This window comes from Candidatus Firestonebacteria bacterium RIFOXYD2_FULL_39_29 (assembly GCA_001778375.1).
Lineage (GTDB): Bacteria > Oederibacteriota > D2-FULL-39-29 > D2-FULL-39-29 > D2-FULL-39-29 > D2-FULL-39-29.
Genome location: MFGV01000091.1, coordinates 44,543 through 65,833 on the forward strand (window position 1 = coordinate 44,543; position 21,291 = coordinate 65,833).

The following is a 21,291-nucleotide window of genomic DNA, read 5'->3' on the forward strand; positions in this document are numbered from 1 at the left end:
TTCGTTAATACAATCCGTAACTACCATCTATTTACGATTGACAATCGATTGTAGTATGATTTATCAAAACAAAAATAACTGTTCATTTATTCTATTCGCAAATATTGCGGGAGCATTTCCCCGCATACATTAAATTGTCAATCGTAAATCGTCAATTTTACTTAAGAAGTTCTTTCGCGTGCGTTAGAGCTGCTTTGTTGTCCGAGCCGCCCAGCATTCTGGCTACTTCTTTTATACGACCTTCTTTATTTAATTTCTCAATGCTTATAACTGTCTTATTGTTCTTAACGCCTTTTTCTATATAAATATGTTCTTTTGCCAGGGAAGCGATCTGAGGCAGATGCGTAATACAGATAACCTGCCTGGACTTTGCGGCTTCTTTCATTTTTTTTCCGGCAGTCAGGCCCATATTCCCGCCTATTCCTGTATCTATTTCGTCAAAAACCAGAGTCCCCACTTTGTCGGAACTTCCGGTAATTACTTTTAAAGAGAGCATAACACGGGACATTTCCCCGCCGGAAGCGATCTTATTAAAAGGTTTCGGTTCTTCTCCTATATTGGAAGATATAAGGAATTGTGTCTTATCAAACCCCGTTTTATTTGCCGAATATATTTTTCCGTTAAGCTCAAGAACTCCAAAAGCATCTTCCTCTTTTGAAAATTCCACTTTAAATTTTGTTTTAGCCATTCCAAGATCGGCCAGCTCAGAAACTACCCGTTTTTCCAGATCAAGCGCTGTTTTTTTCCTTTTCTCGGAGAGAATTACTGCATTTTTTCCCGCTTCAATTCTCAATCTTGCTATTTCAGCATCAATTTTCCCCAGCTCTTCTTCACTCTTTGTAATAGCATTTAACTCTGCTTTTTGTTTTTCACAATACTCTATTATTTCAGATACACTGCTTCCGTATTTTTTCTTCAGTTTCAGTATCAGATCTCTCCGATCATCGATCTTTTCCAGCCTGTCCGGATCAAAATCCATCTTCTCTTTATATGAGGATACAGTTTCAGCAGCTTCTTTAAGTTCTATCACGGTATTTTTAAGAGCTTCCGCCGCAGTCTTTAATGATGGGTCAATATTTGCAAGTGCTTCTAATTTTACCTCTGCTTTTTCTATCCCGGCAAGCGAAGAATTTGTATTTTCATCCCCGTTTAGAAGCGTGTTAACTTCGGCAACACTCGCGGAAATCTTTTCCGAGTTAACAAGGATATTACGGAGTTTCTCAATATCCGCATCTTCCCCTTCTTTGAGTTTCGCCTCATCTATCTCTTTTATCGCATACTGCAACATATCTATTCTTCTTTGTTTTTCCTGCTCATTCATAACAAGAGAAGCTCTTTTTTTCAAGAGTTCTTCAAGACAGGTGTAATTTTCCGCATATTTAGACCTCTCAGTTTCGAGTTTGCCGAAAGAATCCACCAGCTCAAGTTGATTTTTAGGGTTTAAAAGCGCCTGATGCTCATGCTGCCCGTGAATATCGGCAAGGTATTCCGCTATCTGTTTTAGGGTATTAACCGTTACAAGGTTGTCATTAATATAACAGCGTCCTTTTCCTGTCCTGCTTAGCTCTCTTTTTATTAAGAGTTCCTCATCATGATCAAGACCGGCTTCAACAAGTTTTTGCTTTACCTCTTTATTAATCTCCTGGAACAAGGCTTGTACTTCAGCTGTATCTTTTCCGCTCTTTATAAGTTCCAGCGAAGCTCTTTCCCCAAGCGCGGCGTTTAGAGAGTCAATAATAATAGACTTCCCTGCGCCGGTCTCTCCGGTTATAACATTAAAACCGGAGTCAAACTCCACGGAAGCTGTTTCAATTATGGCAAAGTTTTTAATCCTTAATTCTTTTAAAGCCACTTTCTATCTCCAATTTAATTTTTGCCGAAGTATCTCATAAAAACTGTTTTTCGAAGGCACTACAAGTTTTACAGGAACCCCTGTTTTTCGTATAATAATGGGAGTCTCTTCTGCAATTAAACATTCCATCTGTCCGTCGGCCGTAACTTTTACCGCATTGCCGCCTTTTGCTTTTACAAATATTTTAAGGACACTGTCATCCGGTACAATTATCGGTCTGTTACTGAGCATGTGAGGACAGATAGGCGTAATAATAATACCGTTCAATTTTGGACTGACAATAGGCCCGCCTGCCGATAAAGAATAGGCTGTAGAACCTGTAGGAGTGGAAATAATTATCCCGTCAGCGCGGTAAGAATTAAGATACTCTTCATTCACATGGACATCCATAGTAATAAGACGGCCCTTTAAAGCAGAAATAACGGTATCATTTAGAGAATACATAGATTTTATCTTTCCGTTTAAGCCTTCTACTTCCGTTTCCAGGGAAATCCTTTCATCTATTTCGTAATCCCCCTTCAGTACTTTGTTAAGCGCCGGCTTCATATCTTTAAGCTTTATCTCCGTTAAAAACCCGAGCATGCCTGCGTTAATACCGATAAAAGGCGCATTAGTAGGACGGGCTTCCCTGACTAATGCTAACAGAGTACCGTCTCCGCCCAAAGCAATAAACAGGTCAATCAAGGAAAGGTCGATATTAATTGTTTTTCTTCCTATAATTTTCGCGGCAGAGCTGTCGAGAACCACTTTCAATCCCTTGCTCTCCAGCCACCTTACTAATGCCAAAGTCACTTTTTTAATCCCCGGTCTGCCTGCGTTGATCTTTAAAAACACTGTCTGCATATACTATCCCCTTACGAAAAAGATTCCGCTGATTACAAAACTTATGGATTCCACTGATAATACCTTTTTTCCCATTTTCTTTTTTATTTATATCTTGTTTGACATTATTGCTTTTTTTATATGCTCTTTGGAGATACCGTACTTTTCTATTAAAAGTTTTCTGCTTCCATGCTCAATAAATTTATCAGGCAGCCCCAGCCTCACAACACGGGCTGTCTTGCCTTTTTTATTATAGTATTCCAGCACCAGGCTTCCATATCCGCCGGAAAGAACATTTTCTTCTACGATTACTATTTTTTTATAATTCTTCTGCACCAGATCAAGCATTTTAGTATCTATAGGTTTGATAAACCTTGCGTCGATTACCGCAGGAAATATCTTTTCTTTTTTAAGTTCATCTGCTGCTTTTAAAACTTCGCTCAGCATGGTGCCTACGGCAATAATACAAATACCTTTACCCGCTCTCACCTCCGCTGATCTGCCATATACAGTTTTCTTACCGCTCAGGCTTCCCGGGGTTACTTCCCCTCTCGGATACCTTATAGCTGAAGGCCCCCTAAGCTTAAAAGCAATCGCAAGCATCTCTCCAAATTCCTTTTCATCGGCAGGCGACATTATTGAAAGATTCGGGATATGGCTCAAAAATGAGATATCAAATACACCTTGATGTGTTTCTCCGTCATCACCTACTATCCCCGAGCGGTCCAGTGCAAGCACAACGGGAAGATTCGGCATCGCCACATCATGGACAATGCAGTCATAAGAGCGCTGCATAAAGGTGGAATAAATAGCTACAACGGGTCTTAGCCCCGAGACCGCGAGCCCTGCCGCGAAAGTTACCGCGTGCTCTTCAGCAATACCCACATCAAAGAACCTGTCAGGATATTTTTCCTGAAATTTATCAAGCCCCGTTCCGGAAGGCATGGCAGCCGTAATAGCGACTATTTTTTTATTTTTAGCCGCAAGCTTTATCAAATTTTCCGAAAAGGTTTTAGTAAAGGACTTTCCCTTTTTAGAACTAACTTCCCCGCTTTCTATTTCGAATGCAGGAGTTCCGTGAAAAGAAGTCGGATCATTTTCAGCATGCTCATATCCCTTTCCTTTTTTTGTCACGACATGAATCATCACCGGCTCTTTAAATCTCTTAATACTTTCAAAAGTTGCGATCAATTGAGTTATGTCATGACCGTCAACAGGTCCAATATACCGGAACCCAAGTTCTTCAAACATTATTCCGTGGGAGATAATACCTTTCAATCCCTCTTCGATAACTTTTGCAATCCTCATAACCGGAAGCCCGAAAATCTCTTTTTTTGAAATAAAGTTTTTTGCCTTCTCTTTTGCATTATTATAGAACTCACCTGTAATAATCCTGTTAAGGTGAGCTGAAATAGCACCCACATTCGGAGCAATGGACATTTCATTATCATTCAGAATCACTATGAGATCTTTTTTTAAATGCCCGGCATTATTAATAGCTTCCAGGGATATACCGTTTGACAGGCTTGCATCCCCCGTAACCGCAATAACTTTATTACTTTCCCCTTTGATATCCCTTGCCGCCGCCATACCCAGAGCCGCTGAAATAGAAGTTCCAGAATGTCCGGTTTCAAACGCATCATAAACGCTCTCAGTGAGTTTAGGGAACCCGGAGATACCTCCAAACTGGCGAAGCGTATGGAATTTCTTCTTCCGTCCCGTAAGTATTTTATGAATGTACGACTGGTGTCCGACATCCCAGATTATCTTGTCTTTTGGCGCGTCAAAGACATAATGCAAAGCCACCGTTAATTCAGCCACTCCAAGATTCGAAGCCAGGTGTCCACCGGTTTTCGAAACTACATTAACGACAAAATCCCGGAGCTCATTTGAAAGCATTTGCAGCTCTGCTTTTGTCATATTTTTAATATCTTTAGGGTAATTAACCCGGTCAAGAATATTCATTTATGAATATTTCTCCTTTAGTGAATCTATTCTACTGATACAAGTTTTAATAACGTCCATAAAAGTCTATAAAGGTCTGTAAAAGTCCATAACGTCTTACACTATTGTATTATTATATTTAAAAACTCCTAATAAACTTTGTACTTTGTATATCGTACTTTCCGCCACAAAGCATTGGCGTCCTCCGGAGAACGTTCTTGCCCTCCGTCCTCTGTTCCTACCGCGCCTCCAAGCATCTATCTCTCTCTATTCTTCAAAAAATCCACCAACGCCAGCATTGTTTCTGCTTTTTTTCCAAACGGCTTTACCGCCGCTTTCGCCTTCTCGCTTAAAAGTTCCACCTCTTCCCTCGACTGTTTTAGCCCGAACAAAGAAGGATACGTCATCTTCTTTCTTTTCGCATCCGAACCTACTGCTTTCCCGAGCTTTTTCGCATCCCCGGTTACATTCAGTATATCGTCAACTATCTGAAATATCAGACCGATGTGCTCTCCGTATATTCTAAGAGCTTTATATTTCTTATCATCAGCATTACAAAGCACAGCTCCGGAAAGTATTGAAGCTCTGATCAAGGCTCCGGTCTTGTGTGTATGGATGTATTGTAACACCGGCTCGCTTAATTTTTTATTTTCGGATATTATATCAACAACCTGCCCTCCGACCATACCATGAGTTCCCGCACCATCTGCGATTATTTTCAAGGCTTTAACAACAGTCGAAGGATTTACGCCTTTTATCTCCATATTTTTCGCAATAAGTTCAAAAGCAAAGGTCAAAAGCCCGTCCCCGCCAAGCACCGCCATATTCTCGCCAAAAACTTTATGATTTGTGAGCTTTCCCCTCCGGTAATCATCATCATCCATGCAAGGCAGGTCATCATGTATCAACGAATATGTATGAATTAGCTCCATTGCGCAAGCAGTAGGCATTACCCTTTCCGCTTTAAATCCCAGAGCTTCCGCCGCCATTATAACCAGTACCGGCCTCACCCTTTTGCCGCCCGCAAACACAGAATACCTCATCGCCTGATTAATTATTGAAGGATACTCCTCTTTAACGGGCATAAGCTTATCCAGCGCTTTATCGACCAAAACACATTTTTTATTTAAGTATTTTTTAAAATCCATATCCTTCCTTATATTGTAGTTGCTCGATTTCCGCCTGAGGCGGATCTGCCTCAGGCATGATAAATCAGGCAACTACAGCTCTCGAAACAACGAAACTTAACAGTTGCAATCTACAAAAGCTTATCCTGTGCTTCTTCATTCTTAAAAGGCTTCGATCCAGTAACTTTCCCGCCTTTATCCTTCACAAGCACTTCTATCTTTTTCTCCACTTCATCAAGTTTTGCCGTGCAAAATTTCAGGAGTTTCATCCCTTCTTCATACTGCTTAATAGATTCATCCAACCCTATATCACCGCTCTCTAATTTATCAACAATCTCTTCGAGCTTCTCTAAAGCCGACTCAAACTTCACTTCTTTATCTGCCATAAGACCTCCGTTCAAGCTAATTACAAATTACGAATGACAAATTACAATATAAGGTGTTATATATCTCTCCTAATATTATACTTCATACTTTGTCATTTGTACTTGTTCTCCCAGTCCCTAGTCCCCAGAACCCAGCACCTTTCCCTTGATACTTCCCTTATGCAGCCTTACACCGATCTCGTCACCGATATCAAGTTCGGCAGAGTCTTTAATAATTTTTCCATTTTTCGTAGTAACACTATAACCACGTTCTAGAATATTCAGAGGGTTCAAACTCTCTATCTTCCCGCTTATTATTTTAATTTCATTCCTTCTGTTCTCAAGAAAGTGCTTTATTGATTTTGCCAGTTTGGCTTCGTACTCATCCACTTCCTGCTTAAGCTGGGTTACTCTCTCTTTCGGTCTTGTAAAAGCAGGGCTCTTTGCCGCGTTTCCCACTCTTTCTTTAAAGATATCCAGAGTCCTTTTTAAGCCCATTGCCAGACCTGATTTTCTTATCCAGTCCAGTTTTTCTTTGAAAGCCAGATATTTTTTCTTAAGATCCTGTGTAAGCCGCATCTCGTAAGCGCCAAGTTTTTGTACAAGATCTGTTTTGTTGGCAACAACCAACTCCGCCGCCGCTGAAGGTGTCGGAGCGCGCAGATCCGCTACAAAATCCGATATCGTAAAATCAATTTCATGCCCGACTGCGGAAACCACAGGGATCTTTGAAACAAAAATAGCCCTGGCAACAACTTCTTCGTTAAAAGCCCAGAGGTCTTCGAGAGAACCACCGCCTCTTCCTATAATAAGTACGTCATAACTTCCGTCCTCGTTCATTTCCTTTATAGCCGCAGCAATCTCTTCTGCCGCCCCATCACCTTGCACTCGGACAGGGTTTAATACTATATGAATATTCGGAAACCTTCTTGTTAAGACATTTATCATATCCCTGATAGCTGCACCGGTAGGAGAAGTAACTATTCCTATTTTACGCGGCAGCAGCGGTAATTTCCTTTTTCGACCTGTTTCAAAAAGCCCTTCTTTACTTAATTGTACCTTAAGCTGTTCAAACCGGAGCTGTAAAGCCCCGACTCCCTTGGGCTCCATTTTATCAACAATAATCTGATACTGCCCGCTCTTTTCATACAGATCAAGGTTACCATGTACAATTACCATCATCCCGTCAGCCGGTTTAAACTTAAGATGCTGATTGGCATTCTTAAAAAAAGCCCCCCTGATAACGCTTTTCTCATCTTTTAACGAAAAATACATATGCCCCGAAGAATGAGGCACAAAATTCGAGATTTCCCCTTCAATCCAAATACTTTCAAACTGCTGGATAAGGCTCTTTACCTGCCTGGTAATCTCACTAACCGAATAAATCTTCGCTGTCTGCATTATAGTATAATATCAGTTATAAAGAGGTTTTTCAATGGAATTGGCGGACGTTTTTGGAGTTATATCCAATATATCAATAGTTTTATTGGAATGAAGTACAATTCAGGAGAAACAATGCAGATTAGATATAAAAATAATCACAATACCTATACGAACAATTATTTATCAACAAAAGACGGACATGGCAGAAACTTGCCGGAATAATCTTCGCAATAAAATTAACATTTTCACGAGATCAACACAATGGGATATTTGCTATACCGGATTATTACTTTATTGAATAAACCAGACCGCTTACAACAGAATAGACAGCATCCGAGATTTCAAAACCGGAATCATGATTGCTTCCTGACCACACCACTTCTCCCGTTTCCACATCAAACAACCTGGCGGTGATGCTGACTTCTGCCTGCTGAAGCCTGGATTGCGAAATCGGATTACCGTCCTTATCATTAAAATATATTATCCTATTGCTGTCTTCAAGGTATTTTACAACAGAACCGGTAAGGATGGCGTCGACACCCAGTATCTTTCCTACTTTTTTTATAGTTGAAGGATCCAGCTTATTCATAGCTCCAAGTTCCTGTTCATTTAATATGGCATTGATCCTGCCTCTTTCTATAACACTGTAACTTTTATTCAGGAGTTGCATTACAAACTCATCCGCTACAACGTCACCGGAATTCTTAAACTCCAGATTATTCGTAAAACCCAAAACAGCTATCCGTTTTATACCGGAAAAATCATAACCTTTTTTGACCGCAACACGCTGAAAAGAACAGGCATTAAGTAAAATCGCAACGGCTATTACCGCCATTATATTTATTTTCATATCATTTTCCTTTTAGTCTGTTCAGATGTTTTTCGGCCAAAGCTTTCATTTCTTCTTTTGGATGAAGGTCCAGCACTTTCTGCCACTCTAAAATAGCTTTATCTTTTAGAAACTTTTTTTCGTACAACATTGCCAGAAGCCAGTGAGCCGTAATACTTTCCGGTTTTTGAGAAACAGCAGCTTCAATCTCCTTGATAGCTTCATCATACTGTTTTTTATTTGCCAGTACCACGCCAAGGTGTAGGTGAGATTCGGCATATTTTGGTTTCAGCTCAACAGCCTTTTTAAGGTTTGTTATAGCTTCATCATATTTGCTTTCATTGGCAAATTGAAGGCCCTTTTTAAAGTATTCCTCAGGCTTTTCCTGCGCATAAACAAAAGAAGCAAAAGACAATAGGACAGCAGAAATAAGAAACTTTTTCATACACCCTCCGCATTTCCAGTTTTCAACCTTATTAACTATTTTTATTATAGCACTAAAGCTGCAAATAAAAAAGAGGTTCTTTTATTACCCTGAATCCATAGTAAAATACGTAAAAAACGATTCCACTTCCACCAGTAATATAGGGCGAATCTCTCGATGATCCGCCTAACATAATTGGCGAATCTTTTGATTAGATTACAAAGCTACGGGATTCTCCGCCCTTGGCCCGCCTATTGGCGAGGTCTCACACAGCATTGTATCGGACGAGATCTCACTGTAGGTGGACACTGACACAAGATATGATTCCAATAAACTATAATCCAAGAATCTCTCCATTTTTTATTTCTATACTTTCTTATGCAGCTAGAAAGAACTCTAAATCTCCGAAATCGTATCCTTTTTTATCCAACCTTTAATATTCTCTGCTTTTAGAAGTACTTCGACCCAGTCCTGACGGGTGTTAATAATGTAGAGTTTTTTTCCTTCAGGAATGGTAAAAGAGGCGGGGTTTGTTTCTATGGGAGCGGCTTTAGCTTCAACTGAAGCAGAGATTACAATAGCCGTCTTGGTATTTTCATTTTCCAGTATCCGGAGGGAACTAAAGACAAACAGTATACCAAAAAGTATTGAAAAACTGAAGGTAAGCCAGTAGGAGAGTTCGTTCTTTCTGAAAATCCTGTAAATAATCAGTCCCATAAGCATAATAAACACCAGAGAAAGAAGTACACTAAGTTCGTTTATCGTAAGATAATAATATATGGAATTAATAATCTTCGAGGCTGCGTCCGCCACAGCCGTTTCTTTAATAAAACTTCTGGCAAAATCAAGATTGTACTTTATATCGGCATCCCGGGGGGATATTTTCAAAGCTTTCTCATAACTTAATATCGCCAAACCCAGTTTCTTTTCCTTGAAATATGAGTTTCCAAGATTATAATATACTTCCGCACTCTGATTTCCGTCACCAATTATTGTATTATAAGCGGCTGCAGATTCAGTATACTTACCGGACTCATAAAGCTTATTTGCGGCATTAAAATCCGCATCGGCAAACACGCCTGAAGCCATAAGTGAAAATATTAATAAAAATATCCTCATAAACCCGCCTTTTCAAGTTTGATAATCATTTCTCTTATTGCCTCTGTAAGTTTTACAAGATCAGCTGCTTTTTTTCCCGACGGGGCAAATCTAAGGAAATGAAGTTCTTCAAAGAGCTTTGCGGCTGTATCAACAAGTTCCTGCTCTTTCACTTTTTCAGAAAGAATAAATTTTATATCAGAAACAGAAAGACCCGCCCCCTGGCGATTAATCTTACTTCCTATATATTCGGCAAAGATAATCTCAATCTGTCCCAAACATTCCTTTTTTCCCTGTTTGATATCCTTATTTACTGCCTTTAGACATTTAAGTGCCCTTCCATACGCCCTTGAGGCTTTAAAGAAAGCCACATTTTGCTCTCTTGAATACTGAAATCGCTGATAAACAACAATAAACAGCCAGGCTAATACCGGAAGTAGATTTAAAACAACAAATAATGGCGATCTGTAAAATACTCTTTTTGCACCGGAAATTTTATTTGTCTCTTTTATATGCCTTATATCTGTTCCGAACACCTTCACGCCTTCCGCAGACGGCAGAGAAGGCATATTCGCATAGACGGCATCTTCCTTTGCCCCCTGGGAAACCGAAAGTGTTACGGGATTCGAGATCAAGGTCCTATACTTTTTATCAACATAATCAAAATACGAATATCTTACGGCAGGAATAGTAAGCTTTCCCGCTTTTCTCGGAACCACTACAGTTTTAAATATTTTAGCTCCTCTCACTTCATAATTTTCTTTGCTTATATTCATATCCGAAACGGAATCATATTTTTTAAATTCATCCGACAGAAAAAGTTTCGGCTCTGTTATTGTTTTGATATTTCCCGTTCCGGAAAGGGTTACAGTCAAAGTCACCGCTTCATTAGTTTTTACCTCACGCTTATCCGCATTTACAGAGAGATTAAATCTGCCCACAGTTCCCGAAAAATCCTCCGGTTTTCCCTCTGAGGGAAGAGGCATAACAGTAATACCAACCGGTTTACTTTCATACTTTTCGTTCCTTCCCCCGCCAAACATATTTCCAAAGAAATCGTCATTTTGCCCCCGCACCGGCACGGCACAAATAAGCGCAGCTTTACCTATGGTATATTCCCCCGGAGAAGCCGGAAAAAGAGCAGTTTTAAGCTCGGTTACAGCATAACCATTACTATTGTAATTTACCTGCGGCGGAAGGTCTTCCTTCCAAAAACCGGTGGAATCCGGCGGAGTGTATTGAGGCTGACCCATTAGATTGATTTTTCTATAGAAACCAAAGGTCATTACTATCGGTTCATTTACATAAACTTTATTTTTATTAACACTCACCTGCACAAAAATATTACCATTCCCGGTCGCCGCCGTAACATTCCCGCCGCCGGAATTTCTAACCGGAGCATTTCCTTTGACAACCTCTATCTGCACAGGTTCTGATTTGTAGATCTTTCCCTTATATTCGGCAGTAAACGAGGGTATGGTAAATCTACCGGCGCCTTTTGGAGTGAGAATAAAGTTATAAAGGACTGTTGTGGAAGAGGACATTTGTCCGTTGACAATATTGAAACTGGACTGTTTACTCTGTCCCCCGTTTGCCACATCAAAATCATTTATCTGAGGAATCCGAAGAGGCGGAGTACCCGAACCGGAAACCCTGACTTCCAGGGTTACCTGGTCATTAGTTTCTACAACATTTCTATCAACTCCGGCCGTAATAGTAATATCTTCGGCTGCAAAAAGCCCTGTTACTAACAAAACACCTATAATTATTTTCTTCATTTTTTACCAGTCTTCCTGTACATTTCCCCACTCATAATTTCTCATCTGCTGTTCTTTCTTCTTATCCAGAGCTTTTTTTTCATCTTCATTAATGGCTTTTAAAAGCCGCTCAGCATCTTCCTTGGACATTTTCTCCTTCTTCTCTTCTTTCCCGTTTTTATCCTTTTCTTCTTTCTTGTCCTTATTCTCTTTCCCTTCTTTCGCCTGTTTTTCCTGCTCTTTCTTATCTTTGTCTTTTTTGTCCTTCCCTTCTTTGCTTTCCTTACCTTCCTTACTGTCTTTGCCGTCTTTACTATCCTTACTGTTTTTATCGATCTGCTCTTTTATCTTTTTCCTGACAAATTCTATGTTATACTTTGCATCCTGATCCTTTGGATTTAATCCAAGGCATTTCTGGTAATATTGTATTGCATCCGGCATTTTCCCTGACTTGTAAAGACTATTTCCGATATTATAATAGCTTTTGGCCTGCAATTCAATATCCTTCGAGTAACTGGTTTTCTCATACTCCTTAATGGCCTCTTCATATTTCTCCATTTTATACAAAGCATCTCCGGTGTTAAAATGAAGGATCGGATTTTCAGGCTCATCTGTCTGAGCATCCTGGTATTTTGAAAGCGCTCCTTCAAAATTATCTTTCTTATACATACTATTGCCGCTATCCACCCTGCCTTTAATACCGGCAGCATTTACGGTTGAAAAAGAAAAGACAATAGAAGCAATTAAAAATATTGTAATTATTTTTTCCACGGCACCCATACCTTTTTCCTCTCAGAGATTAGTATTTCAGCTATTAAAAGTAAAAATGCAAAAAAAGCAAAATACTGATATCTGTTCTCATATTTTACATAGGTAGTACTTTTGAGCTCTTTCTTCTCCATGCCGGAAATGTCATTATATATACGGTCCAGTTCAATATCCGAACCCGTCGCTCTGAAATATTTTCCGTCAGTTTCAAGCGCAATTTTTTGAAGAAGCATTTCGTCAAGTTTTGACATTACCGTCTGCCCGCTTTTATCTTTTCTATAGCCGCTTAATTTCCCGTTCGCATCCAGAAGCGGTATAGGGTCTCCTTCGGGCTTTCCTATTCCCACGGTATATATCCTTACTCCTTCTTTTCTGGCTTCCTTTGCAGCTTCCAGAGGGTCACTGTTATGATCTTCACCGTCAGTCAGAAGAATCATCGCCTTATGCTTTCTTTCCTTCTCAGGAAAACTCTTTATTCCTACTTTTATTGCCTCTCCGATAGCCGTTCCCGGTTTTGAAATCAATCTGGTGTCAAGAAGATCCAGGAGCATTTTTGCCGCGCTATAGTCCAAAGTAAGCGGGCACTGGACAAAAGCAACCCCGGCAAAAGCTACAATACCGACACGATCCCCCTGCATTTTGTTTATTATTGAAGATAAACTATCCTTTGCTTTTATCATTCTGCTCGGTTGAATGTCCGCAGCATCCATACTGGAAGAACAATCAACAGCAATTATAAGGTCAATACCGCTTCTTTTAACCTCCACCAGTTTACCCCCGATCTCAGGTCCTGAAGCAGTAAGAATAAAAAAGAACAGCGTTGAAACAAGAAGAATTATCCTGAAAATCCTTTTTCTGGGATTTATATTAGCGGATAACCTGCTAAAAGCGGAGTTTACAGCCAATTTCAATATATCAGCTGCCTTCTTCCTCTCCGTATAAATGAAGAATATCACCGCAAGCGGCACAAGAAGTAAAGCGTATAAGAAAATTGGGTAACTAAAGTGCATGTACAACTCCTTCCGTAACAAAACAAATCACTAAGAGTGAAACTCCACGCCCTTACGGACGTGGCGTCTTTTTTTACTTGGGCTATGCCCAAGCCAAAGGAGTATCCTCCTTTGGAATCCTCTTGTGAGCGGAACCTATTTATTATACGCGGTTTTTTCATCCACGGGCTTACGCCAGTGGTTTTCAAAACCGCCTGCACAATAAAATTCTAAGCACTAAACAATTCAGACTGTGTCGCAATTAGAAAAATATATTTTACTACACAACAGATTGTAGTTGCTCGATTTATCAAGCCTATATATTGTGGCCGTGAAGCTAAAAATTGAATTGCGACACAGTCTGAATTACTAATACTTAATTACTAAAATAAATCTTTGTACTTATATATTATCAACTTACCTAAGTTTAATATTTAGTGCTTTAATATTTTTCTTTTTGTTTAGTGCTTAGAATTTTATTCTTAGTAATTTTCAGCTTACGGTAATTTTCTCAACACAGTATTGTCCAAAATAACTTCTGCAACAAACAGCAACAACGCTATTATCAGCAAGCTGATATAATGATCCGTATATTCCGTGTATTCTATTCCTTTTATCTCTGTTTTTTCCATTTTGTTTATCTGTTTGTATATTTCTTTTAGAGCTTCAGCTGAGGTCGCTCTAAAGTACATACCTTCGGTAGTTTCTGCTATTGCTTTTAGTGTGACTTCATCTAAGTCTTCTTTAATATATACATACCTTTTACCAAACATAGGATCATCTACAGGAAAAGGTGCTTCTCCTTCCTTGCCAACTCCTATTGTGTATATCTTAATATTAAAAGCAGTTGCGAGTTTTGCCGCGGTTACAGGATCCACCTCTCCCATATTATTTCTACCGTCAGTAAGTAATATTATTATTTTTGATTTTGCCTTACTGTCTTTAAGCCGGTCTACGCTGGTCGCAAGCGCATTGCCAATGGCAGTACCGTCAGTCTGTGTCATTCCTATATCTATGCTCTTCATAAAATCAATGACTGCGCCGTAATCCGAAGTAAGCGGACACTGAAGGAGGCTTACAGCAGAAAATACCACGATACCTATCCTGTCATTGCTTCTACCTTTAACAAAATCAGAAGCAACTGACTTCGCAACTCCAAGACGGTTATTGGGTTTAAAATCCTCCGCTTTCATACTGCCGGAGGTATCCATACAAAGGATTATATCTATGCCTTTTGTGGAGATCTCTTCCGTTTTAAGACCGGACTGGGGCCTGGCTAAAGCAAGCACAAGAAATATCAAACCCAAAGTCCGAAGTCCCAGAAGTATCTGTCTCTTATTTGACGAGAAATTACCGAGACCTTTAAAAAGCCTGAAATCCGAAAACATTATTGCGGCTTTTTTTCTTTTTTCTCTCTCAATAAAATACCAAACTGCGGCAGCAACCGGAATTAACAACAGCAGAAATAACGGATTTGCAAATCTCATACTTTTGCACCTCCGCCGGTTGAGAGTTCAGGAATAACAGGGATAACTTTCGTCATATCAACTATGGAAATACCCATCCCGTAATCCTCTTCGATTTTTGTCGATTCCGGAATTACTTTGGCAAATTTAACAAGGTCGCACTCTTCCAAAAAATCTTTAACTATGGTTACTTCTTTTCTTTTGATCTTCCCAGAATCAAGCATTTCTTTATAAGCTTCAGAAGTAGTCCTTTCCACAACAGGAAGCTCGTATCTTGCTTCAAGATACCCGCGAATAATTTCCGAGAGAATATAATAGTGTTCTCTGATCTTTCCCTCTTCAACAAGTTTAAGTTCTTTCAGTTTAGAAAGCCTCTCGTATGCAGTTTCATGAGGAGGCCTTGCCGGTTCGGCTTTCTCCATTATTTTACTTACATTCCCGGATTTTAAATATTTTACAAGAAAAAACGCAGCAATTGCAATAAGAGGCAGGATTACGGTAAAGAGCCAGAACCAGAAGGAATGCGGGATGGTTAAAGGTTTTTTTACATCCCTTATATCATCTTTATCATTTGGATTTGATTTCACAGGTTCAACAACAAGAATGATCTTATTAGATTTAACTTCTTTTTCTAGGCTGTCTTTGTCCGTATATTTCACCGAAATTTCAGGAATCTCATAATTACCGGTAGTAAAAGTAGTTAAGACGAGACGGTATTCTGTAACTGTCTTTCCCCATCTCTTTTCAGGACCTTTTTGAATATGATCTTTTATCTCAAAAGCCTGTAAATACAAAGAAAGATCAACCGGGCTTTGTTTTATATCGCCTTTTGCTTCAATTAACAGTCTGAAGTCTACTTTATCACCTATATTTATCTTATCCTTACTGATCGTTGCTCTAGCCGTAACGGGCTCAGCAACGGAACCGGTATTTGCACTCTTAGAACATGCAAAACCTGTAAAAAATATCAGTATAGAAATGACTGCCGGTTTACTTAGCCGGTTTAAAGACATCTTCATATATAGTAACTTTCTCCGCCTTTAACAGCTGATTAATCAGCTGTTGGTAAATCTCCTGCTGTTTCTCACTCACGCAAGCCTGTTTAACATTTTCCAAAGACTCTTCAAAGCTCTTTTGTTTTTCTTTCTTGTCTTTATCTTTCTCAACATAATCCTTTTTATGAGCTTCGTAATAATTCTTAAGATCGGACTCGGAAATGTTCATCTTCCCCCTGATCTCTTCTTCTAATAATTTTTGGACCATAAAACTCTTTTTTACCTGGAATGCTTTTTCTACAATATCCTTATCATTTTCAAAGTTTCTTCTCTTTGCAGAATCATACATCAGCTCAGTTGCTATAAACTGCCTTAAAAACTCAACTTTTTTTGCATCTTCCTTATACATCTCCTGAACATATGAAGGAAGTTTTCTTATTTCATTGTCCATTTCTTCTTTTGTAACATTTCTGTTCCGGATTTTCGCAACAACTGTCCCTTTTGACATTTCCGGTTTTTTGTTCAAAGTTGAATATTTTTCCATTTCCCTTTGAGCATCCAGGTTTTTTCCGAGTCTTTCAAGGCATTCAATCGTTCTTGTATTTACCTCAAGAGTCAGATCACTTTCCGGGAGAAGAACTTTAACTCTGATAAACTCAGCCAGTGCGTTCTGATAATCATTCATATTCTCCATATATATTTTACCGATAAGGTACGAAAGATTAGCATCTTCTTTTTTTGAAAGGCTGCCCTTTTCCTGAATCTTTTTAAATTCAGTGACCGACTGCAAAAACAGTCCTTTTTCCTTCAGCTCATTCGCATATTCCTTTTGTTTCTCAAGCCCGATAGAAAGAGTTCCATTACCTGAGCACGAGATAAGGAAGGCCGAAAGTATTACCGCGCATAGAATGTTTTTTAACATATAAGCTCCTTCTGTAACATAGCCGTTAGCACGTTATTCATGTTACACGTTGCTCACGTTCCACATTAATGTGATATTGTAAATTTAACAACTCCTTAATTTAAATCTTTATTCACTTTGCTCACTTTTTTCACTGTTCTTGCTGTACTTGCTTCACCGCAGTCTTAACGCACGCATTCTAAAAAAGTTTATCAGCGGTTTCGTGTATGATTTACCCGTGGAAATATCTATACTGTCTACTTTTCCGCTTTTAAAAAGTTTCTTAAGTGTTTCCACCTCCATCAATCTGTTTTCCTTAAATTTCTTTACAAATCCCGAATCAGAAGTATCAATTACAGCCATCTCCCCTGTCTCGCTATCCTCTATTTCAAGAAAACCGATGTTAGGAAGATTCTGTTCAAAATCATCCGTTATTCTAAGAGCTATCAAATCATGTTTTTGCGCAGTTATTTTCAAGTCTTTTTCAAAACCCCGGTCAAGGAAATCTGAAACTAAAAATACTACAGCCTTTCTTTTTGTGACCTCGTTTAAATATTGAAGCGCAGATTTAATATTAGTTCCCCTGTTCTTCGGGACAAAAGAAATCATCTCTCTCACTATACGGAGAATATGTTTTTTACCTTTTTTCGGGGTAATGAACTTCTCGATAATATCGGTAAAGCCGATCATTCCGACCTTATCATTGTTTTTCGTGGCAGAAAGCGCAAGCAGTGAAACAATTTCCACAGCTATCTCATTTTTAAATTTTTCAGCCGTACCAAAATGTCCTGAGCTTGAAAAGTCAACAAGAAAAACCACGGTCAACTCCCTTTCCTCGACAAATTTCTTAATAAAAGGTTTACCGACCCTGGCCGTAACATTCCAATCTATCGTCCGGATATCATCCCCGGGAGTATATTCTCTGACTTCGGCAAACTCCATACCACGGCCTTTGAACGTACTTTCATATTGCCCCGCAAAGGTCTCGCTTACCAGACGCCCGGTCTTGATTTCTATACGTTTAACCTGTTTTAATACTTCTTTCGAAATCATCGTTTCCTCTGAAAGTAAAATGACTAAGTACTAATGACTATTTTAGGTTGGCGGGAAACTTCCCCCGCCTCATATTTTTCAAATAAATATAGTTTCCACTCTGTTTAGAATTTCGAATTTAGTTCTTAGTGCTTGCTCTTACGGTACTTCAATCTGATCAAATATCTGTTTTATTATATTTTCCGAAGTTATCTCTTCCGCCTCGGCCTCATATGTGACAATAACCCTGTGCCTTAGAATATCCGCTCCGACCAGTTTAATATCTTCCGGAGTTACGTAACCCCGTCCATTAATGAAAGCCAGCGCTTTCGCAGCCCTGATAAAATATATACTGGCTCTGGGTGAGGCTCCATACGCAATCAGGCTCTTTAGATCATTTAATTTATACTTTTCAGGTTCTCTTGTCGCAAAAACAAGATCAAGCACATAATTTTTCACCTTCTCATCAACGTAGATATCATTTATTACTTTTTTGACTCTGATAATATCCGCGGGTGTGGCAGTCTTTTTAACTTTAATCTCTTTATTGTCAGACATTCTTTCTATTATCTGATTCTCTTCTTCTTTATTGGGATAAGTTATTTTAAGCTTTAACATAAACCTGTCCACTTGAGCTTCAGGCAGAGGATACGTTCCTTCCTGCTCAATCGGATTTTGCGTTGCTATTACCAAAAACGGAGAAGGCAGCGGATATGTGGTATCCCCGATGGTAACCTGACTTTCCTGCATGGCTTCAAGCAAAGCGCTCTGTACTTTCGCAGGGGCTCTGTTTATTTCATCAGCCAGTACAAGATTCGTGAATATGGGACCTTTCTTTACTGAAAAATTACTGTCTTTTGGATTAAATATAAGCGTACCTGTTAAATCCGCAGGTAAAAGATCTGGAGTAAACTGAATTCTCTGGAATTTCATATCAAGCGCAGAGGAAAGTGTCTTAACTGAGAGGGTCTTTGCAAGTCCAGGGACACCTTCTATCAATATATGTCCGTCTGCCAGCATACCTATTAACATCCTGCTAATGATGTATTGCTGTCCTACAATAACCTTTCCTATTTCCGCCGTTAATTCATTTATAAAAGCACTCTCTTTCTTCACCATTTCATTTATCTGTTTTATATCCTTTTCCATACAAAATTCCTCCTGTTTAAATTGTCCATTATTTTAGTATAACCGGTCTAAAACACCTTTAAATCTAAGTATATTATGAACCTCTCCGTGCTATTACACCAAGTTCGAAATGTTATGAAATTCATTACATTATAACAAATATATAGACAAAATAAACACCAAAATTGTTCCGATTTTCTATGTTTAATATTTCATTTGTTTTTTATTGTACTATTAATAGTTTCTTGATAAAGTAGGAGAAATAGAGGCGCGGATGCTCAGAAGGTCAGAGGCGCAGCATCAATGAGAGAAAAGCTGTTTCCCGTAACTCGCTACCCGCAACCAAAAAGGAGAATTTTGTGAAAGCAACGCATATAAAGGGAAAAAAGGTAGCTGATATTATGCTCTATACTTTAAGCACATGTATTTGGTGCAAAAAAGTAAAAGCACTCTTAACGGAACTTGGAGTAGAGTATTTTTATATAGATGTGGATACTATTACTAGAGAGGAAAAAGAACAAGTCAGCAAAGAAATAGAGAAATGGAATCCGGCTGTCTCCTTTCCAACTATTGTAATAAACAACAAAGAATACATCCTCGGCTACCAGCCTGAGGAAATCAAGGAAAAACTTAAACTATGAGCGAGCAGGCTAATATTAACGAACAGGAAGTTGACAGTCTTTATCTTAAACTAAAGCAAGACGGCGAAAAATCCGGTTATTACCTTAACCCCGATATTAATTTTACAAAAGATCTGGTAAAAAGCCTTATAATAAATCAGCAGCGTTTTGGTTATGAGGCCTGCCCCTGCCGCCTTGCATCAGGAAAACGTGAGGAAGATCTGGATATTATCTGTCCCTGTGATTACAGAGATGCCGATGTCAACCAATATGAAGTATGTTACTGCGCTTTATATGTTTCAAAAAAAGCAGGTAACGGTGAAAGCGCCGTTAAATCAATTCCTGAAAGAAGACCGACAAAACAAATGAGGTTAAAAATGAAAGAGGAAAAACAACAGGAAAACGCAAAAGGACTTTCTAATCTTCCTTTGCCGGTTTACCGGTGCAAAGTCTGCGGTTACCTCTGCGCGAGGCAAGAACCGCCGGACATCTGTCCGATATGTAAGGTAACGAAAGACAGGTTTGAACGTTTTGCTTAAAAAGTTCAAACCTGTCTTTCAGTTTTCAAGGTTTATAAGGTTTGTAAAGTTTATAAAGTTAAAAGCCATTGAAGGATATTAGATAAAAAGAAAAGAAGTTCTCTTATTTTTGGCTAAATTATATAAAAACACCTCTGAAAATAACCTTAAAAACCTTATTAACCTTACAAACTGTTTTTATTTGCAGCTACTCCGAACAACCATAAAATCTGAAGGCGTACACCTTAAAATCTCCCTTTATGCATTTTAAAGTTAAAATACCTTTTTCAGGTTTGGTTTTATTTTTAATTATCTGGTATAGTCCCGGCCCCTTTAATTTTATCTGATTTTTATCATCCAAATTTTTACCCCGAGACTCTCTATTTATGGATCTTCCATTTAAAAGAATTTCAAGCGCAGCTTCATCATTATTTGCCTCCGCCACAATATTCACTTCAGTAGCGGTAAAATTGAGTGACACCCCTCCCGGCCCGTCAGATTCCAGGTACTCTTTTGCTGCTCTGAATTTTCCGTTTAGAGCAATACTATCCTCAGGTATTTCTTTTATCATTTTATAATTATGTGTTTTGTCGGAAACCAGACCTTCTTTATTTACAATAACTCCTTTAGAAACACCCAAATAAAGATCCGGAGTCATGGAAAAACAAAGTCCGGTAATCGGATTTTTAATAAACTCCGGCAGCTTAAGCGAGGAATTAGCTTTTGTAAGCGCCTCCCGTATTGCCGCCTCTGATATCTCATAGTCTCCGTCCCCGCCGTGGGAATAGATAAGTTTACCTTCTTTATTTATTATATACAAAAAAGGAACGGATTCGTTCTTAAAGCTCTCTTTTAGTTCCGCACTATTATCCAAGACTATTGAATATTTAATTTTTGATTCTTCTACCGACTTCTTAATATTTTTAGCATCTTTTTCAAAAGCAAACTCCGGGGTATGCACTCCCACTACCTGAAGCGAAGCGCCATACTTTTCTTTCCATCCTTCAACTTTCTTTAATATCTTCTTACTGCTGATATTTGTATAATTCCAAAATACAATAAGGGTTGTTTTACCTTTTAGTTCTACTCTATCAGCACCATACTCCATATTCAGCCACTCTTTCCCTGCCAGTACTGCCCTGATTGTTTCTTTTTTTGAGCCCGGGAAGATCATTTTTACAGCAACTATAAGAACGGTAAGAAATACTATTACAGATATTGCCATGAGCGTAGATCTTTTCATAAAAACCCCCCATTAAAAGCAAATTCTAAG

20 protein-coding genes are annotated in these 21,291 nt (G+C 38.9%); 2 read left to right on the plus strand and 18 right to left on the minus strand.

Annotated elements, in window-relative coordinates; all coding sequences use genetic code 11:
• Positions 1–157: 157 nt before the first annotated feature.
• The 17 genes from A2536_10315 to A2536_10395 form a co-directional block, all read right to left on the minus strand.
• Positions 158–1,852: a DNA repair protein RecN gene (locus A2536_10315; protein OGF44230.1), complete on the minus strand. Its 1,695-nt coding sequence runs from the start codon at positions 1,850–1,852 to the stop codon at positions 158–160.
• A gap of 3 nt (positions 1,853–1,855) precedes the next feature.
• Positions 1,856–2,695 (minus strand): hypothetical protein, encoded by an 840-nt coding sequence (locus tag A2536_10320; GenBank protein OGF44231.1) that lies wholly within the window; start codon positions 2,693–2,695, stop codon positions 1,856–1,858.
• A gap of 87 nt (positions 2,696–2,782) precedes the next feature.
• A complete protein-coding gene (locus A2536_10325; protein OGF44232.1) occupies positions 2,783–4,639 on the minus strand; it encodes a 1-deoxy-D-xylulose-5-phosphate synthase in 1,857 nt (618 codons plus the stop codon).
• A gap of 236 nt (positions 4,640–4,875) precedes the next feature.
• Positions 4,876–5,766, minus strand: coding sequence for a hypothetical protein (locus A2536_10330; protein ID OGF44233.1), 891 nt, complete (start codon positions 5,764–5,766; stop codon positions 4,876–4,878).
• Between the two features lie 110 nt (positions 5,767–5,876).
• Entirely contained in the window at positions 5,877–6,131 is a 255-nt protein-coding gene (locus A2536_10335; GenBank protein ID OGF44234.1) for an exodeoxyribonuclease VII small subunit, read from the minus strand.
• A gap of 117 nt (positions 6,132–6,248) precedes the next feature.
• Positions 6,249–7,511, minus strand: coding sequence for a hypothetical protein (locus tag A2536_10340; protein ID OGF44235.1), 1,263 nt, complete (start codon positions 7,509–7,511; stop codon positions 6,249–6,251).
• Positions 7,512–7,779: 268 nt separating this feature from the next.
• On the minus strand, positions 7,780–8,343 hold the full coding sequence (locus A2536_10345) for a hypothetical protein (protein ID OGF44236.1): 564 nt from the start codon (positions 8,341–8,343) through the stop codon (positions 7,780–7,782).
• 1 nt (position 8,344) lies between these two features.
• Positions 8,345–8,767, minus strand: a complete 423-nt coding sequence (locus tag A2536_10350) for a hypothetical protein (protein ID OGF44237.1) — start codon at positions 8,765–8,767, stop codon at positions 8,345–8,347.
• A 375-nt stretch (positions 8,768–9,142) separates the two neighbouring features.
• Positions 9,143–9,865: a hypothetical protein gene (locus A2536_10355; GenBank protein ID OGF44238.1), complete on the minus strand. Its 723-nt coding sequence runs from the start codon at positions 9,863–9,865 to the stop codon at positions 9,143–9,145.
• Positions 9,862–11,622: a hypothetical protein gene (locus A2536_10360; protein ID OGF44239.1), complete on the minus strand. Its 1,761-nt coding sequence runs from the start codon at positions 11,620–11,622 to the stop codon at positions 9,862–9,864. The genes A2536_10355 and A2536_10360 overlap by 4 nt, the downstream gene beginning before the upstream one ends.
• Positions 11,623–11,625: 3 nt before the next feature.
• Complete coding sequence (locus A2536_10365; GenBank protein OGF44240.1) at positions 11,626–12,381, minus strand: hypothetical protein; 756 nt, start codon at positions 12,379–12,381, stop codon at positions 11,626–11,628.
• Positions 12,360–13,379 carry a hypothetical protein gene (locus A2536_10370; protein ID OGF44241.1) on the minus strand — a complete coding sequence of 340 codons (1,020 nt, stop codon included), beginning with the start codon at positions 13,377–13,379 and terminating at the stop codon, positions 12,360–12,362. The genes A2536_10365 and A2536_10370 overlap by 22 nt, the downstream gene beginning before the upstream one ends.
• A 476-nt stretch (positions 13,380–13,855) precedes the next feature.
• Positions 13,856–14,845: an aerotolerance regulator BatA gene (locus tag A2536_10375; protein ID OGF44242.1), complete on the minus strand. Its 990-nt coding sequence runs from the start codon at positions 14,843–14,845 to the stop codon at positions 13,856–13,858.
• Positions 14,842–15,843, minus strand: a complete 1,002-nt coding sequence (locus A2536_10380; GenBank protein OGF44243.1) for a hypothetical protein — start codon at positions 15,841–15,843, stop codon at positions 14,842–14,844. Before A2536_10380 ends, A2536_10375 begins: the two co-directional genes overlap by 4 nt.
• Positions 15,815–16,741: a hypothetical protein gene (locus A2536_10385; protein OGF44244.1), complete on the minus strand. Its 927-nt coding sequence runs from the start codon at positions 16,739–16,741 to the stop codon at positions 15,815–15,817. The genes A2536_10380 and A2536_10385 overlap by 29 nt, the downstream gene beginning before the upstream one ends.
• Positions 16,742–16,894: 153 nt before the next feature.
• Complete coding sequence (locus A2536_10390; GenBank protein ID OGF44245.1) at positions 16,895–17,773, minus strand: hypothetical protein; 879 nt, start codon at positions 17,771–17,773, stop codon at positions 16,895–16,897.
• 138 nt (positions 17,774–17,911) lie between these two features.
• Positions 17,912–18,901, minus strand: a complete 990-nt coding sequence (locus tag A2536_10395) for an ATPase (GenBank protein OGF44246.1) — start codon at positions 18,899–18,901, stop codon at positions 17,912–17,914.
• Between the two features lie 338 nt (positions 18,902–19,239).
• Between A2536_10395 and A2536_10400 the strand changes: the two genes are divergently transcribed.
• Positions 19,240–19,521: an NrdH-redoxin gene (locus tag A2536_10400; protein OGF44247.1), complete on the plus strand. Its 282-nt coding sequence runs from the start codon at positions 19,240–19,242 to the stop codon at positions 19,519–19,521.
• On the plus strand, positions 19,518–20,039 hold the full coding sequence (locus tag A2536_10405; protein ID OGF44248.1) for a ferredoxin:glutaredoxin reductase: 522 nt from the start codon (positions 19,518–19,520) through the stop codon (positions 20,037–20,039). The genes A2536_10400 and A2536_10405 overlap by 4 nt, the downstream gene beginning before the upstream one ends.
• A 187-nt stretch (positions 20,040–20,226) precedes the next feature.
• Here the strand turns inward: A2536_10405 and A2536_10410 are convergent, their stop codons facing one another.
• Positions 20,227–21,261 carry a hypothetical protein gene (locus tag A2536_10410; GenBank protein ID OGF44249.1) on the minus strand — a complete coding sequence of 345 codons (1,035 nt, stop codon included), beginning with the start codon at positions 21,259–21,261 and terminating at the stop codon, positions 20,227–20,229.
• Between the last annotated feature and the right edge of the window lie 30 nt (positions 21,262–21,291).

What these genes read in the sequence shown, in the direction of transcription:
- A2536_10320 (OGF44231.1), bottom strand. Translation starts at nt 2,695, where the DNA reads ATGCAGACAGTGTTTTTAAAGATCAACGCAGGCAGACCGGGGATTAAA.
- A2536_10325 (OGF44232.1), bottom strand. Translation starts at nt 4,639, where the DNA reads ATGAATATTCTTGACCGGGTTAATTACCCTAAAGATATTAAAAATATG.
- A2536_10330 (OGF44233.1), bottom strand. Translation starts at nt 5,766, where the DNA reads ATGGATTTTAAAAAATACTTAAATAAAAAATGTGTTTTGGTCGATAAA.
- A2536_10335 (OGF44234.1), bottom strand. Translation starts at nt 6,131, where the DNA reads ATGGCAGATAAAGAAGTGAAGTTTGAGTCGGCTTTAGAGAAGCTCGAA.
- A2536_10340 (OGF44235.1), bottom strand. Translation starts at nt 7,511, where the DNA reads ATGCAGACAGCGAAGATTTATTCGGTTAGTGAGATTACCAGGCAGGTA.
- A2536_10345 (OGF44236.1), bottom strand. Translation starts at nt 8,343, where the DNA reads ATGAAAATAAATATAATGGCGGTAATAGCCGTTGCGATTTTACTTAAT.
- A2536_10350 (OGF44237.1), bottom strand. Translation starts at nt 8,767, where the DNA reads ATGAAAAAGTTTCTTATTTCTGCTGTCCTATTGTCTTTTGCTTCTTTT.
- A2536_10355 (OGF44238.1), bottom strand. Translation starts at nt 9,865, where the DNA reads ATGAGGATATTTTTATTAATATTTTCACTTATGGCTTCAGGCGTGTTT.
- A2536_10360 (OGF44239.1), bottom strand. Translation starts at nt 11,622, where the DNA reads ATGAAGAAAATAATTATAGGTGTTTTGTTAGTAACAGGGCTTTTTGCA.
- A2536_10365 (OGF44240.1), bottom strand. Translation starts at nt 12,381, where the DNA reads ATGGGTGCCGTGGAAAAAATAATTACAATATTTTTAATTGCTTCTATT.
- A2536_10370 (OGF44241.1), bottom strand. Translation starts at nt 13,379, where the DNA reads ATGCACTTTAGTTACCCAATTTTCTTATACGCTTTACTTCTTGTGCCG.
- A2536_10375 (OGF44242.1), bottom strand. Translation starts at nt 14,845, where the DNA reads ATGAGATTTGCAAATCCGTTATTTCTGCTGTTGTTAATTCCGGTTGCT.
- A2536_10380 (OGF44243.1), bottom strand. Translation starts at nt 15,843, where the DNA reads ATGAAGATGTCTTTAAACCGGCTAAGTAAACCGGCAGTCATTTCTATA.
- A2536_10385 (OGF44244.1), bottom strand. Translation starts at nt 16,741, where the DNA reads ATGTTAAAAAACATTCTATGCGCGGTAATACTTTCGGCCTTCCTTATC.
- A2536_10390 (OGF44245.1), bottom strand. Translation starts at nt 17,773, where the DNA reads ATGATTTCGAAAGAAGTATTAAAACAGGTTAAACGTATAGAAATCAAG.
- A2536_10395 (OGF44246.1), bottom strand. Translation starts at nt 18,901, where the DNA reads ATGGAAAAGGATATAAAACAGATAAATGAAATGGTGAAGAAAGAGAGT.
- A2536_10405 (OGF44248.1), top strand. Translation starts at nt 19,518, where the DNA reads ATGAGCGAGCAGGCTAATATTAACGAACAGGAAGTTGACAGTCTTTAT.
- A2536_10410 (OGF44249.1), bottom strand. Translation starts at nt 21,261, where the DNA reads ATGAAAAGATCTACGCTCATGGCAATATCTGTAATAGTATTTCTTACC.